Source organism: Kosmotoga sp. DU53 (assembly GCF_001639905.1).
GTDB lineage: Bacteria > Thermotogota > Thermotogae > Petrotogales > Kosmotogaceae > Kosmotoga > Kosmotoga olearia.
The window spans coordinates 1-13333 of sequence record NZ_JGCK01000013.1 but is presented as its reverse complement, the minus strand read 5'-3'; the positions used below and the strand labels follow the sequence as shown (position 1 = coordinate 13333).

General features: G+C 40.3%; 15 protein-coding genes. 12 read left to right on the top strand and 3 right to left on the bottom strand.

Annotated features, from left to right (window positions below; all coding sequences use genetic code 11):
- Positions 1-75 precede the first annotated feature (75 nt).
- From rplI to trxB, 7 genes are all read left to right on the top strand, one after another.
- Positions 76-480 carry a 50S ribosomal protein L9 gene (gene rplI, locus DU53_RS01435; RefSeq protein ID WP_235599653.1) on the top strand — a complete coding sequence of 135 codons (405 nt, stop codon included), beginning with the start codon at positions 76-78 and terminating at the stop codon, positions 478-480.
- Between the two features lie 3 nt (positions 481-483).
- On the top strand, positions 484-1395 hold the full coding sequence (locus tag DU53_RS01430; RefSeq protein ID WP_235599652.1) for an MBL fold metallo-hydrolase: 912 nt from the start codon (positions 484-486) through the stop codon (positions 1393-1395).
- The gene (locus DU53_RS01425) at positions 1346-1795 is read left to right on the top strand and encodes an NfeD family protein (RefSeq protein WP_012744822.1); all 450 of its coding nucleotides are present in this window, start codon (positions 1346-1348) and stop codon (positions 1793-1795) included. Before DU53_RS01430 ends, DU53_RS01425 begins: the two co-directional genes overlap by 50 nt.
- 12 nt (positions 1796-1807) lie before the next feature.
- A complete protein-coding gene (locus tag DU53_RS01420; protein WP_063727113.1) occupies positions 1808-2737 on the top strand; it encodes an SPFH domain-containing protein in 930 nt (309 codons plus the stop codon).
- Between the two features lie 5 nt (positions 2738-2742).
- Complete coding sequence (locus tag DU53_RS01415; protein WP_063727112.1) at positions 2743-3294, top strand: hypothetical protein; 552 nt, start codon at positions 2743-2745, stop codon at positions 3292-3294.
- 63 nt (positions 3295-3357) lie between these two features.
- Positions 3358-4005: a thioredoxin family protein gene (locus tag DU53_RS01410; protein ID WP_012744819.1), complete on the top strand. Its 648-nt coding sequence runs from the start codon at positions 3358-3360 to the stop codon at positions 4003-4005.
- Positions 4006-4020: 15 nt separating this feature from the next.
- The gene (gene trxB, locus DU53_RS01405; protein ID WP_063727110.1) at positions 4021-4986 is read left to right on the top strand and encodes a thioredoxin-disulfide reductase; all 966 of its coding nucleotides are present in this window, start codon (positions 4021-4023) and stop codon (positions 4984-4986) included.
- A gap of 48 nt (positions 4987-5034) precedes the next feature.
- Here trxB and DU53_RS01400 read toward each other — a convergent pair whose 3' ends face one another.
- A complete protein-coding gene (locus tag DU53_RS01400) occupies positions 5035-6015 on the bottom strand; it encodes an LD-carboxypeptidase (protein WP_235599651.1) in 981 nt (326 codons plus the stop codon).
- A gap of 23 nt (positions 6016-6038) precedes the next feature.
- On the bottom strand, positions 6039-6653 hold the full coding sequence (locus tag DU53_RS01395) for a deoxynucleoside kinase (protein ID WP_063727107.1): 615 nt from the start codon (positions 6651-6653) through the stop codon (positions 6039-6041).
- Positions 6654-6870: 217 nt separating this feature from the next.
- Between DU53_RS01395 and DU53_RS01390 the strand changes: the two genes are divergently transcribed.
- The 4 genes from DU53_RS01390 to DU53_RS01375 all read left to right on the top strand — a co-directional run bounded on the left by DU53_RS01390 (position 6871) and on the right by DU53_RS01375 (position 10999).
- Positions 6871-8034, top strand: coding sequence for an ABC transporter substrate-binding protein (locus tag DU53_RS01390; RefSeq protein WP_012744815.1), 1164 nt, complete (start codon positions 6871-6873; stop codon positions 8032-8034).
- A 67-nt stretch (positions 8035-8101) separates the two neighbouring features.
- On the top strand, positions 8102-8986 hold the full coding sequence (locus DU53_RS01385; protein WP_012744814.1) for a carbohydrate ABC transporter permease: 885 nt from the start codon (positions 8102-8104) through the stop codon (positions 8984-8986).
- Complete coding sequence (locus DU53_RS01380; RefSeq protein ID WP_235599650.1) at positions 8973-9818, top strand: carbohydrate ABC transporter permease; 846 nt, start codon at positions 8973-8975, stop codon at positions 9816-9818. The genes DU53_RS01385 and DU53_RS01380 overlap by 14 nt, the downstream gene beginning before the upstream one ends.
- 26 nt (positions 9819-9844) lie before the next feature.
- A complete protein-coding gene (locus DU53_RS01375) occupies positions 9845-10999 on the top strand; it encodes an ROK family transcriptional regulator (RefSeq protein ID WP_063727103.1) in 1155 nt (384 codons plus the stop codon).
- Between the two features lie 433 nt (positions 11000-11432).
- Here the strand turns inward: DU53_RS01375 and DU53_RS01370 are convergent, their stop codons facing one another.
- Entirely contained in the window at positions 11433-12665 is a 1233-nt protein-coding gene (locus tag DU53_RS01370; RefSeq protein ID WP_063727102.1) for a glycosyltransferase, read from the bottom strand.
- Between the two features lie 319 nt (positions 12666-12984).
- Here DU53_RS01370 and DU53_RS01365 point away from each other — a divergent pair, with 319 nt between their 5' ends.
- Positions 12985-13164, top strand: a complete 180-nt coding sequence (locus DU53_RS01365; protein ID WP_063727100.1) for a hypothetical protein — start codon at positions 12985-12987, stop codon at positions 13162-13164.
- Positions 13165-13333: the final 169 nt, after the last annotated feature.

Genomic DNA, 13333 nt, shown 5'->3' with positions numbered 1-13333 from the left:
CCCGTTTTTAACAGGAGGTGTCGCTGTGAAAGTAATTCTTTTGAAAGACGTTGCTAAACTTGGAAAAAAGGAGAGATTAAAGAGGTTTCTGACGGATACGGTCGAAATTATCTTATTCCACGTGGACTTGCTGTTGAAGCGACAAAGAGTGAATTAAGTAAATTAAAGAACATAGAAGATCATAAGAAAAAGAAAGAAGAAAGAACAAAAGCTAACAGTGAGGAGCTTTTGAGGAAAATCAAACAACGGCATTTTAGAATGAAAGTCAAGGCGGGGGCTTCTGGAAAACTGTTTGGTGCTGTTACCAGCGCAGACATAGCCGAACTTATAGCAAAGGAGCTGGGGATAGAATTTAGCAAGCGTTATGTGGATCTTAAAGAGAATATAAAGAGCACAGGGGAATATAAGGTAAACCTAAAATTGCCGGGAAACGTCAAGGGGAGTATAATCATAGCAATCGAAAAAAGCGAGGAGGATTAGCTTTTGGAATTTAAGATTTTTTCCAAGGCGCTCTACTCTACGTGGATTTTGTATCGTCCAGAGCGCGTGCTTTTTGATGCCGGCGAAGGCATTTCGACCGTCCTTGGGAACAGTGTTTATGCTATAAAGGAAGTGTTTATAACACACGGACACGTAGACCATATTGCCGGTTTGTGGGGGCTCATAAACACACGTAACAATGCTATGGGTGATAGGGAAAAAGCTCTAAAGATAAATTATCCAAAAAAGAATAGGGCTATCGAGGACTTTTTAAGGTTTATCACTGAAATGAATCCTAAACTTAGATATGAAATGATACTGAATCCTATTGAACCCGGCGAGGAAGTTTATTTAAGAACCGCGGGAAATTTTAGGCGTTCCGTGATTCCATTTCCAGTACAACACACAAGTGGTGAGATCAGTTACGGGTATCATGTTCTGGAAGAAAGAAGGAAATTAAAACCTGAATTCAGTCATTTATCGCCTCAGGAAATATCCGATCTGGTAAAAGAAAAGGGCAGGGATTTTGTTACTCAGACCTACAAAAAGAAGATACTCACAGTAAGTGGTGATTGTAATGCCTTACCGGTTTCGGTTATAAAAGGTAGCGAGACGTTGATACATGAGTGTACTTTTATAAACGGAGGAGATCGCAGAGGACAAAACCACGCTGTTCTTTCTGAGATTCTTGATAATGTCCGGGAAGCCAGTGATATCAAGAGGCTGATATTGTATCATATATCTAGCAGGTACTCCTCAAAAATCAGTGTGTTGAGAAAAAAGTTACAGGAAGAGTTCGCCGAAAAAGGAATTAAAATCTATCTCGTTCATCCGAAAGACTTTTTGTTCTTTGAGGGGGGAGTATATGGAGTACATTGGTTGGATGATATTGGGTGTGGCATTACTCGTTGTTGAAATTATTACGCCGATCTTTTTCTTTCTATGGTTTGCGATAGGTTCTTTCATAGCAGGGATTGCCTCTTTCTTTGGACTCAGCTTTTCCTGGCAGTTGTCGTTATTTTCCGCTGTGAGCGTAGTGTTAGTAATCCTTACGCGGCCTATCGCTAAAAAGCTCACGGGGGAGTCTCCCAGGAAGATTTATATTGATGAGATCAAAGGGAGTATAGGGAATGTAGTTGAAGAAATAAACAACAAAAAGAGAACTGGTGTAGTGAGGGCTGCAGGGGAAAATTGGAAAGCTGTTTCTATCGATGATGATATCATTGGTGTCGGTGAAAAGGTAATAGTGGAAAGGCTTGAAGGAACGATTGTATACGTTAGAAAGTTTAAAAACGAGAACGCTCAAGATGAGTAAAGGGGGGATTTTATGATTCTGTGGATTATTCTTGCTGTTATAGCTTTAATAATTGCTTTATCGGGAATAAAGATCATAAGGCCATTTGAAAAAGGATTGGTGGAGCGTTTGGGAAAGTTTAGACGTCAGGCTCAGCCAGGCTTGAATTTCATCATTCCCTTCATCGAAAGAATTGTCAAAATTGACATGAGAGAAATGGTAATAGATGTGCCTCCACAGGAAGTTATTACAAAGGACAACGTTATCGTGACTGTAGACGCAGTTATTTATTATGAGATTACCGACGCTTTCAGGGTTGTTTATAACGTCCGTGATTTTAAAATTGCAGCGATAAAACTTGCACAGACCAATTTAAGAAACGTTATTGGTGAAATGGAGCTCGATCAAACGTTAACTTCTCGTGAGCGAATCAACGCAAAGCTCAGGGATGTTCTGGACGAAGCTACGGATAAATGGGGTGTAAAAGTCACCAGGGTTGAAATAAAGAAAATCGATCCACCTCAGGACATTATGGATGCTATGTCCAAACAAATGAAGGCAGAAAGAACAAAACGAGCTGTTATACTCGAAGCTGAAGGTTACAAACAATCCGAGATAACAAAAGCTGAAGGAGATAAAAGGTCGGCCATTTTGAAGGCTGAAGGACAAGCTGAAGCCATCAAGCGTGTTGCTGAAGCAAATAAATATAAACTGATTGCCGAAGCTGAAGGTCAGGCTATTGCAATAGTTAATGTTTTTAAAGCAATACACGAAGGCCAGCCTACGAATGATTTGATAGCTATTCGTTACCTTGAAGCCTTGAAGGCCATTGCGAATGGCCCCGCTAACAAGGTATTCCTTCCCTTTGAAGCATCAAGTCTTTTGAGTAGCATTGGGGTTATTTCTGAGCTTTTCAAAGAAGAAGAAAAGAAAGATTCTCCACAGAAGAAGAATAAGAAGTGATGTGAGTGCTGGCAATTGAACTTCTTTTGGAAATCTTCAGGCATATTTTAGTTTCCGCTGTTGCGATGGTTTTTGCGATCGCAACAGTTTTTGCCTTTTTTCGTTTTTCTCATAAACCCGGATTTTTATTTCGGTTTATGAATGTCCCGGCAATGACCTTTTTTATTGCCCTTGGGTACATTCTCTTTATCAATGACATGAAACTCCTGTATGCCTGGCTCTTTTTTACAGGCTACTTTTTCAATCTACGTGCGATATCCGAGCAAGTTCTAAGGTACGACGATACTTTCAGGATCTTCTTTTTATCCTTGGGATATACCCGTCAGGAATATTTAAGGGATTTGATTATATACGGTGGCAGGCTAAAGATACTCGATTGTGTGTTGACCTTTTCTATTATTGGTACGGCGATAATTATGATATCTGATAAGATGAGAATCCTTATGCCGGATCAGTGGTTGTTTTTTCTTCTTATTTTCGAGGGAATCATATTGGTTTTGGCCAGTGTAAGATGGCTTGCGGAAGATTTTGTAAACAAAGAATCAAAATCCGAGTAACATAGTCGTGTTATCATACCCATACAGGGTATACTGAGTTAACCAAAAAAGGAGGAAAATAGAATGTCGGAAAAATTATTGAACGATGAAATCAGAACGCAGGTAAAGGATATACTGTCAGAGATGGAAGGAAAGGTGAAGCTCCTGTTTTTTGAGAACAAGGACAATTGCGATTACTGTTCGACGATCGAACAACTCCTCAGTGAGCTCACTGAAGTTACCGATATGGTTGTATTTGAAAAGTATGATGCCGATTCTGAAAAGGCAAAGGAATATTCCATTGAGATTTCTCCGGCTATCGTGCTTTTAACTCCAGACGGAGTTGATAAAGGTGTAAGGTTCTATGGGATACCTTCTGGACATGAGTTTGGAACGTTGCTTCAGGATATAATTAGTTTCTCTAAAGGAGCGAAGCCCAATCTTTCTCCGGAGTCCATTGAGAGATTGAAGACGATTGAAAAACCCATAGACATAAAGGTTTTCGTAACACCCACGTGCCCGTATTGTCCACGCGCTGTTATCACAGCTCACAATATCGCTATGGCAAACGAAAACGTTGTTGCTTCCATGATAGAGGCCAATGAATTCCCTGATTTGTCGATGAAGTTTGGGGTTAGTTCGGTACCTCAGATAGTTATCAACGATGAGGTCATTTTTGTTGGAGCTTATCCAGAAAAACAGTTTATAGACGAAGTCTTTAAGGCGGTTTGATAAGGAGGGATTCCTGTGGCCTTCTTCGATCTTGGAAGTGCTAAACAAAAGAGCGAAGTAAAGGATTACTACGATATACTCATCATTGGAGGAGGTCCGGGAGGAATTACTGCTGGAATTTATGCGGTTCAGGCCGGACTGGATCCTCTGATCATAGAGCGTGCTCTGGAAGGTGGACAAATTAACAACACCGAAAAAGTCGAGAATTGGACGGGTTTTCCTTCTATAAGTGGAATGGATCTTGCTGAAAAAATGGCTGAACATGCACGTGCTTTCGATGTATCTTTCCTGAATGCGGAGGTTGTTGAACTCGAGATCGAAGGTGAAAAGAAAACCGTCATACTTGACAACGGTAAGAAGATCCAGAGCCGTGTTTTGATCATTGCTACGGGTTCCAATCCAAGAAAATTGAATGTACCAGGAGAAGCTGAATTTGCCGGTAAAGGAGTTTCTTATTGTGCAACCTGTGATGGACATTTCTTTGCCGGGAAGCATATAGCTGTTATTGGTGGAGGTAACAGCGCGCTGGATGAAGCACTTTTTCTCTCCAAGATCGTTGATAAGATAACGATAGTTCAAAATCTCCCTAAATTGACGGCAGACAAGCTTCTTCAAGAAAGAATAAAAGCTACCGGAAAGGTAGACTTTATTTTCAACACAGTGGTTGATAGAATCGAAGGAAGTGACAAGGTTGAAAGATTGATCCTTAAGAACGTTGAGACTGGTGAACTTTCTACGCTTGAAGTTGAAGGCGTGTTCGTTTTCATCGGGTTGGTACCCAATACCGGTTTTTTGAAAGGGAAAGTTAAAACCAACGATTGGGGATATATAATGACTGACGAGCATATGGAAACTAACGTTCCAGGAGTATATGCGATCGGAGACGTTCGTGAGAAGGAAGTAAGACAAATTGTCACCGCCGCTGCCGACGGTGCAATAGCTGTAAGCCATGCATCAAGAACCTACTTTGATGAAGAATAAAGAACCAAGTAAAAAAAGAGGGAACTCACTGTTGGGTTCCCTCTTTTTTTATCTCTCTGGTTCAGGACCATTCAAAATCTTTATATAGTGATTCTCGAGATCCATCTCAACCCATGCACCAACGGGCAAAGTTAGCTTTGTAAAATTTCCGTGGAATACTGGAAGTCCTACCCAAACAGGAAATGGGGCATCTTCGAAAAATCTTTCGAGGATTTTGAAAACACCGTCAAAGTCATCGTTATTTATCTGGGTGAATCCCGCAAAAACTATTCCCCTTAAGGTTTGATAGTCTTTCAGATGTGCTATATTCCATACCATGCGTTCTATTGACTCCCGGCTTTCTCCTACATCTTCAAGAACCAAAATGGAATCTTTCAGAGAACCAAAATATTTTGTACCTTGAAGAGTTTTGAAAAGGGACAGGTTGCCTACGATCAGCCTTCCAACCATTTTACCAGGTACTATTGGCTTTGAATTATAATCAAAGGTAATCAATTTATCACCGTTCAAAAGTTTCAGCATTTTCTCAAGTGATTCTCCGTCATTATCTAGTTCAACGGTTACCATTGGGCCGTGGTAGGTGATGATACCTGTCTTGAAATAGATTCCTAAAAGCAAAGCTGTGATGTCACTGTATCCGACGATAGGTTTAGGATTTTTTGAGATGGTTTTCCAGTCCAGGTAATCCAGAACTCTGAACGATCCATGGCCACCGCGAGATGTAATTATCATGTCAATATTCGGATCTGCAAAGGCTTCGTTGATTTCTCTGGCTTTTTCTTCGTCAGATAGATATCTTCGGCAACTGTCGCCTACTATGACTGTTAACCCTGCACTTTGGAGTGTTCTTATTCCTGCATCAAGTAGGGTCTGGTCAGGAAAACGAGCCGGTGAAGTTACAAAAACTGTATTCACTTTGTTTTTATGAATGAAGTTCCAAACAGAGATTCTTTTGCTGACGTTTGCAGATAGTTGCATAAAGGATAGGATTATGGAAAAAATCAAAAGCAATAAAAGAATTCTTTTCATCACTACTTCACCGTCCGCACAAATCAAATCTTCAAAATTCTTTTGACGTCGGAAACAATTTTGTCCAGATGATCTGGATATCTTTCAATATCCACGAATTTTGCATCAATTCTATACACTGGCGAATAATCATACCTACTTATCCATGAATCATAAAGATTTGCAAGCTGTTGCCAATAGGCTATTGGTACTTCGAGCTCCATATTACGGCCTCTTTTTCTTATCCGTGCAAGTATCGTATCGATATCGGCATCGATGAATACGAGCAGGTCGGGATGTGGGATGTATTTGATCATTGAGTAGAACATATCGAGATAAGTCTCAAATTCGCGTTTCTCCATCTTTCCGGTTTCGTAGAGATTCCTGGCAAAAATCTCCGCATCTTCGTAAATAGAGCGATCAAAAACGATGTTGTACCCTTTTTCCATTGCTTCTTTCAGCGCTGTAAATCTATGAATCAGGAAAAAAGTCTGTAGATGATATGCCCACTTTCGCTGGTTATGATAAAAATCTTCAAGAAAAGGGTTATCACTGACGGACTCAAAATGAATCTCAAAGCCGAGAGCATCTGCAAGTGCTCTGGCGATAGTTGTTTTTCCTGATCCAACATTTCCTGCAAAAACAATCATTTTCCCCATGAAATATTCCTCCGAATATTTTAAATTACCCCAACCAGTCGATATTTTATCATGTAATGAGCAGTAATACTTTGAAACGGTACTTAAGTTGATTACAGTTAATCTACATCATTTGTTCTTACGGATAGTAGTTTCCATAAAGACTTTATTCAAGACTTGAATTTATTGGTGGATTTGTTGTATAGTTAAAATGAATTCCATAAAGGGGGTGTGTACGGTGAGAAAATTGCTGGTTATGTTTCTGCTTGTTCTTACAGTTATTGCATTTGGGAAGAGTTTAACGGTAATTGGACCATGGGCCGGTCCGGAAATGGAAAAGTTTTTGCCTGTTCTCAAAGCGTTTGAGGAAAAGACGGGAATTAAGGTGAATTATCAAATTTATCGCGCTGAAGATCTTGCGAATGTTTTACCCGCACAATTTGCAGCCCGAAAAGCACCTGGTGATATTATTTTTATGTGGCCAACATTCATTCGTGAAAACACCAAACATGTTGTTGAGGTTACCGATATCATAAGGCCGGAAAGCTATCTTCCCGGTGCTCTTGATAATGTTATGTTCAACGGGAAGGTATACGGAATCGCTTATACAGCAAAGGTAAAACCAGGTTTTTGGTACAGAAAGTCTTTCTTTGAAAAATATGGACTGGTTCCACCAAAGACATGGAATGAGTTCGTAACCTTATTGAGGTTGCTCAAAAACCTTCCGGGGATCAAGGCACCAATAGCCAGCGGTGATGGGGTAGGATGGCCGTTATCAGATATTACCGAACACTTTTTGATAACATTTGGTGGTCCTGAACTACAAAAGGATCTAATTGAAGGTAACGTGAAATGGGAGAGCTTTACAGTCAAAAAAGCTATGGAAAAACTCACCTTCCTGCTTAAAGAAGGGTTTTTCAGCGAACCCGTTGAATGGACCACAATCTTGAGACAATGGTGGAACGGAGACTATGCGCTGTATTTCATGGGAAGCTGGATCACGGGTATGGTAGATGATCCCGAGGATCTTGGAGTGTTTACACTTCCAGGTTGCCAGGGAATGGTATTCGGAATTGATTATGCTTTCATTCCAAAGTACTCCAAAAATGTGGAAGAAGCTAAAGAACTCCTTAAGTTCCTCGCAGGTCCGGAAGGGCAAACCATTCAGATTGCTCAGGGTGGCCATATAGCTACCGCCCTGGGAGTAAACGAAAATGCATATCCGCCTGTTGACAGAGAAGTTGCAAACCTTCTTGAGGGTATAGCATCTCTAAACGACCTTGATGATTCTATCGGAGGCATATGGCAACCAACATTCTGGGATCAATTGAAGCTTCTTTGGGTAAAACCAGACAGACTGAATCAGGTACTGGAAATTCTTGATGAAAAGATGCCAGAGTAATCGTTTGATCACAGGAAAAGGCGGGGCCTTAAGGTCCCGTCTTTTTTAAAAGAAAGGAGACGATACGGTGGTTCTTAGAAAAGCACGTCTCTATCACTTTACCATATTCATATTACCTGCTTTGTTGCTGATAGCAATCTTTGTCCTATATCCAACATTTAGAACCATATTCCTCAGTTTTATCGATGAAACGGGAAAACTGTCGCTGAACAATTACCGTGAAGTTTTTTCAAGCAGAGATATTGTAAACCCGAGGGGATTTAAGCAGGGATTTCCCTTTGGAGCGCTCATACACAATCTTATGTGGATTGGCATCCATCTACCATTAACGACTTTTTTGGGATTGATCCTTGCTGTTCTCTTACGAAAAGTTAAAGGTGGAGCGATCATAAAATCAGTCATCTTTTTGGGTATGGTAATGCCTATGATCGTCGGTGGAATAATGATAAGGTTTATGTTCGAAGAGAACGTTGGAGTTGTAAATATGGTTCTCGGTTTTTTTGGAATACAGGGTAAAACATGGACTGCCTATCCGGAAACAGCCCTCCTTTCACTGATATTTGGTTCTGTATGGCTATGGACAGGGTTCAGTATGATACTCTATGCTGCTGGCCTTGAAACAATCCCCAGATCTTATTACGAAGCTGCACAGTTAGATGGTGCAACACCATCAAAGATGTTTTTTAACATTACAATTCCGCTATTAAAACCGATAACGGTTGTTGTTGTCACTATGACTTTATTATGGGAATTGAAGGTATTTGATATTGTATACGTTGCAACCATGGGTGGTCCAGGTGGTGCTTCAAATGTACTTGCGTTGCAAATGTACATGTACGGTTTCAGGGAGTGGGACTTCGGGAAGGCCGCAGTTGTTGCCGTGCTTATAACACTGTCGACTCTTGTTGCAGCTATACCTATGATAAGTTCAGCGGGAGATGATGCGTTATGAGAAAAAAATACAATTCAGGGAGATTTCTCTTAACATCACCGCCTGGATTATTGGGTTAATCTGGATCCTTCCAATCGTTGGAATTCTTATGACTGCGATCCGCCCTTTTGATGAAGTAATAAACGGATGGTGGAGATTCGATACATTTACCCCGACCTTCTCAAATTTTTTTGACGCATTAAATCACCCAACAGCACCACTTATAAATGGTATGAAAAATTCGTTGATAGTTGCAATCCCGGCAACATTTTTACCTCTTATAATCGCAACCATGACGGGATACGGATTGTCGCGTTATCATTTTCCTATGAGAAAAGCGTTTATTATTACCGTGGTTCTAACGCTCGCACTGCCCCAGCAGATGATAGCTGTGCCCATATTTCAGATAATGAGTACGCTCGGTCTGGTGGATAGCTATCTTGGACTGATTCTTGTACATACAGCGTGGGGGATACCCTGGATAACGTTCTTTATGCGCAATTATTTCAAAACATTACCTTTTTCCATTGAAGAAGCAGCCCGGATTGATGGAGCGAGTGACTTCCAGATTTTTTACAAAATAGTTTTCCCTAATGCTCTACCGGCTATTGCCTCTGCTTCAGCGCTTCAGTTCACATGGGTCTGGAGTGATTTCTTCCTGGCATTGATTCTGATCTATTCACCTAACAAACTTCTCGCAACCCAGAGAATACCCCTTATGAGAGGTGTTTATCACGTTGACTGGGGGCTCTTGTCAGCAGCATCTATACTTGTTATGATTATTCCGATCTTGATTTATCTTCTTTTGCAGAGATATTATGTTAAAGGGATGGTTGGTTGGACCATAAAATGAGTAAGACTTGAACTGGGGGAATCAGTGTGAAAATCGAAGAGATTCGTTGGGACAATCTTACAAAATTGCTCGACTTTCTTTACGCTGGCAAGCGTGTTTTAAGAAAAGAATTAACAGAAAAAATGAAAATAAGAAATTCAACTCTGAGTTATCTGTTGAACGAACTAACGAAGTTAGAGATGATCAGAATAGAAAAAATTGCCGGTGGCAGGGGAAGGCCGAATCATGTGGTTTCATTAAATCCTGAACACGGAACGGTTTTTGGTGTTAAATTGGGGCGTGAATCTCTTCGGGCAATAATTTTTGATTTCTCCTTGAAAAAAATTGACTCGATAGAATATCCGTTACATGAAATTGGCAAATCAATACCGGATGTAATAAGCGAACTAAAAAGATTTGTTGAGCATTATAAACCTGTCGGAGCCGGGTTTGCGGTTTCGGGAACAGTTGATTTAAAAAGCAAAAGGATAATAAAATCGCCCATATTGAACCTTAGAAATTTTGATTTTGAACCCGTTATTTCTAAGTTGGCCCTTTCGGAATTCGTTATGTGCAACGATGTTGATGCTTTGCATATTGGTCAAATCGTGGAATCCGGAATAATAAACAAATCTTCGCTGACCGTGAGTTTTGGTGTGGGGATAGGCGCGTCTTATTATGATGGTCAGGATATATTCGTTGGGAGTGATGGAAAAACGGCCTTTGAGTTTGGCCACCATGGAGTCGACCCTGATGGTGAGAAGTGTTATTGTGGACGTATTGGATGTCTTGAAACTGTGGCCTCAGAGTATGTTCTTGTGAAAGAAAGAGCGGGTAGTATCGGCAATTTTGTTGCCAACTTTGACCTTTTTAGACCGATTATAAATCAATTTAGAGAGAAGGCAAAAAAAGAAGAAAGACTGCAGGAATATGAACGCATAATAAAAAGTTTGTCTTATTATCTGTCGAATTTAGTTCTGTCGCTAAGGCCGGCAATCTTGTGGATCGGCGGTGAAGGGATTGTTTCAGAATGGATCTTTAACGATATCGTCAAATCTATCCATCTCAATATAGAAGATGGTTGGGAAATAAAGCCTGAAATCATGCGTATAACTGATCCAGAATCCTGGGAAAAGGGAGCTGCGTTTTTGCTGTTGAGAAAATATATAAGTTCCAGGATAAAAGTTGGGAATAAGGGATAAAAACTCGAGATCCGAGAAAACGAGAATCCGAGACCCGAGAACCGAGAGTCCGAGAGAGCTGCTTCGCAGCGACACGAATCCCTTCGGGATTGACACGAACTCATTCTGAGTTGTCACGAACTGCTACGCAGTTGAAAAAACATTTGACGCTCGCGAGGCTGTTAGCTGATGGAGCGACACTTACGAGGTTGAGACTCGCAAGACTGTAAGAGATTGTTGTTTTTAATGTAGGGGTAGAACATGTTCTGCCCTTAGTGGATATGAAAACATACATTTGATTAGATATATACCGTTAGATAAAGGGCACAGGCTGCTGTGCCCCTATAATAACGAATCTCAGTCTCTCTGTTTATTCATCGGCGAAGCCGATCGTATCAACTGCGAAGCAGTTCGAGTCAATCCCGGAGGGATTCGTATCCGCCGCGAAGCGGCATCATTTAACCAAATCTCTAAAAAGCTTCAGGTAATCCAGCAAATGACGGGTAATAAGAAATTTTTCTTTAACAATATCCTTACCTTTTTTGCCCATTTCCTTTCTCAGGGTTTCATCCGTTAAAAGTATTTTGGTATATTCGACAGCTTCTTCTATGTTGTTGACGAGGTAACCGTTCACTCCATGCGAAATCTGGGTTGGGATACCTCCAACATTTCCACCAACGACGGGGGTTTCCTTCCAGAGAGCTTCACTTACGGTTAATGCAAATCCCTCTCTAATTGATTTTTGAAGGACAACATCACTGATTCTTTGTGCAGCATTCACTTCGATACTCTCAATACCGTGAAAATTTGTAAGTACTTTCACGTCATAATCTCTCCCGATGTATCTGAGAAGCTCTTCGTACATGGTCCAGCCTTCCGGATCATCTGACGCCATAGAACCGATCATCAAAAGCTGCAGGTCTTTCAGCTCTTTTTTGAGCTCTCTATAAACATCTACCACGCCCGTTGGATCTTTCCACGGGTCAAAGCGGGACACCTGGGTTATTAAAGGGCGATTTGTATCGACTTTTAATTTATCGATCGATGCCTTTAATTCGTTGGGGGTTAGTTCTCTGTTTTTAGGACTCAGCGGGTCTATAGATGGTGGAATTTCGTAAATTTTTCTGAATCTAAGCTTGCCGGCGTAACGTTTCAAAGTGAAAATACTGGCATCATAATATTCAACAAATGAGTTCAAGAATTCGACGAATTCTTCGTTTGGTGTGGAAGTATCTATGTGACATCTCCAGATCAGCTTAGTATCCTGGAAATCCACAAACTTTGGTACGGCAATGGGCTGTGGGTCATGTATAATGATTACATTATAATCTACTTCTTTCAAGCTTTGCGCATTTGCTTTGTTTACCCTTAAAAACAGCTTCTTTTCTTCTTCGCTTATTGTTCCCTCTTTGCCCTGAAGGGAGTTGTGCATTTTTTTTGTAAAATCGAAAAAGTCGTTACTTCCATCCAAAACCATCCAGTCAACTTTCAAACCAACATTATTCATAAGAGGTACAAGGGTGTGCAAAATTTCAGCGACACCGCCTCCAAATGATGTGGCGTTTATATGCAAAACCCGGAGACCTTTAAGCTCACTGGCTAGCGACACAATTTCATCGATCTGTTTTTCTCCCACTACATCAATAAACTGAGAAAGGCTTTTTTTAGACGTTTGTACTTTTTTCATTCAATTTCCTCCTTCGAACGAATTTTTACTTAACTTACCATAATTATACTATCTTTGTTCATGTATTGAATAAATTAAAAAGGTCTACCTTTCGTATTTTTTTAAATGATTTCCTTAAATTCCAGATATCTATGAATATAGATCAATAATAATATTAAAACATATTTGAAAAGCTATTTATTTATGATTGAACGTTTTCTCAATAATTGTACTGCAGGTTAATGAATGTTGGCTAGTTTGTACTTTGTATGCGAAAAGTTACTGGTTGTAAAACAAGCTTCAGGCTATGAAGATCTACGATTAGATTGGGGGTGATGGTATGGAAAAGTCATCAATAAGTGAGATAAAAGAGTTATCCCTTATGATTCGAAGAGGCTGGGAGATCGTGAGGTACGAGATACAGGGCGAAAAAGTGATATTTCATCTTGTGAAGGAACTTGGTAAGTTCAATTGGTCGAGACATGTCAAGAATTTTGTGTCTGGAGATGGAAATATCTAATATTAAACATTTGGGTAATTTCATATTGAGAAGCTCTAATCATAGCGTATGGGATTTTTCCACTTTCGAGACTTCAAACGTTCGTAAGAGAGAAGGATWATTTATCTCAGCAATTTCAACAGATTGAAAGAATCCGCCAATACGAGTTCTTCTAGCCTCTATCATGCTA

Excerpts from the sequence above, each read along its gene's own strand:
- DU53_RS01425 (WP_012744822.1), top strand. The coding sequence starts at position 1,346 with ATGGAGTACATTGGTTGGATGATATTGGGTGTGGCATTACTCGTTGTT.
- DU53_RS01420 (WP_063727113.1), top strand. The coding sequence starts at position 1,808 with ATGATTCTGTGGATTATTCTTGCTGTTATAGCTTTAATAATTGCTTTA.
- DU53_RS01410 (WP_012744819.1), top strand. The coding sequence starts at position 3,358 with ATGTCGGAAAAATTATTGAACGATGAAATCAGAACGCAGGTAAAGGAT.
- DU53_RS01400 (WP_235599651.1), bottom strand. The coding sequence starts at position 6,015 with ATGAAAAGAATTCTTTTATTGCTTTTGATTTTTTCCATAATCCTATCC.
- DU53_RS01395 (WP_063727107.1), bottom strand. The coding sequence starts at position 6,653 with ATGGGGAAAATGATTGTTTTTGCAGGAAATGTTGGATCAGGAAAAACA.
- DU53_RS01380 (WP_235599650.1), top strand. The coding sequence starts at position 8,973 with ATGATGCGTTATGAGAAAAAAATACAATTCAGGGAGATTTCTCTTAAC.
- DU53_RS01370 (WP_063727102.1), bottom strand. The coding sequence starts at position 12,665 with ATGAAAAAAGTACAAACGTCTAAAAAAAGCCTTTCTCAGTTTATTGAT.
- DU53_RS01365 (WP_063727100.1), top strand. The coding sequence starts at position 12,985 with ATGGAAAAGTCATCAATAAGTGAGATAAAAGAGTTATCCCTTATGATT.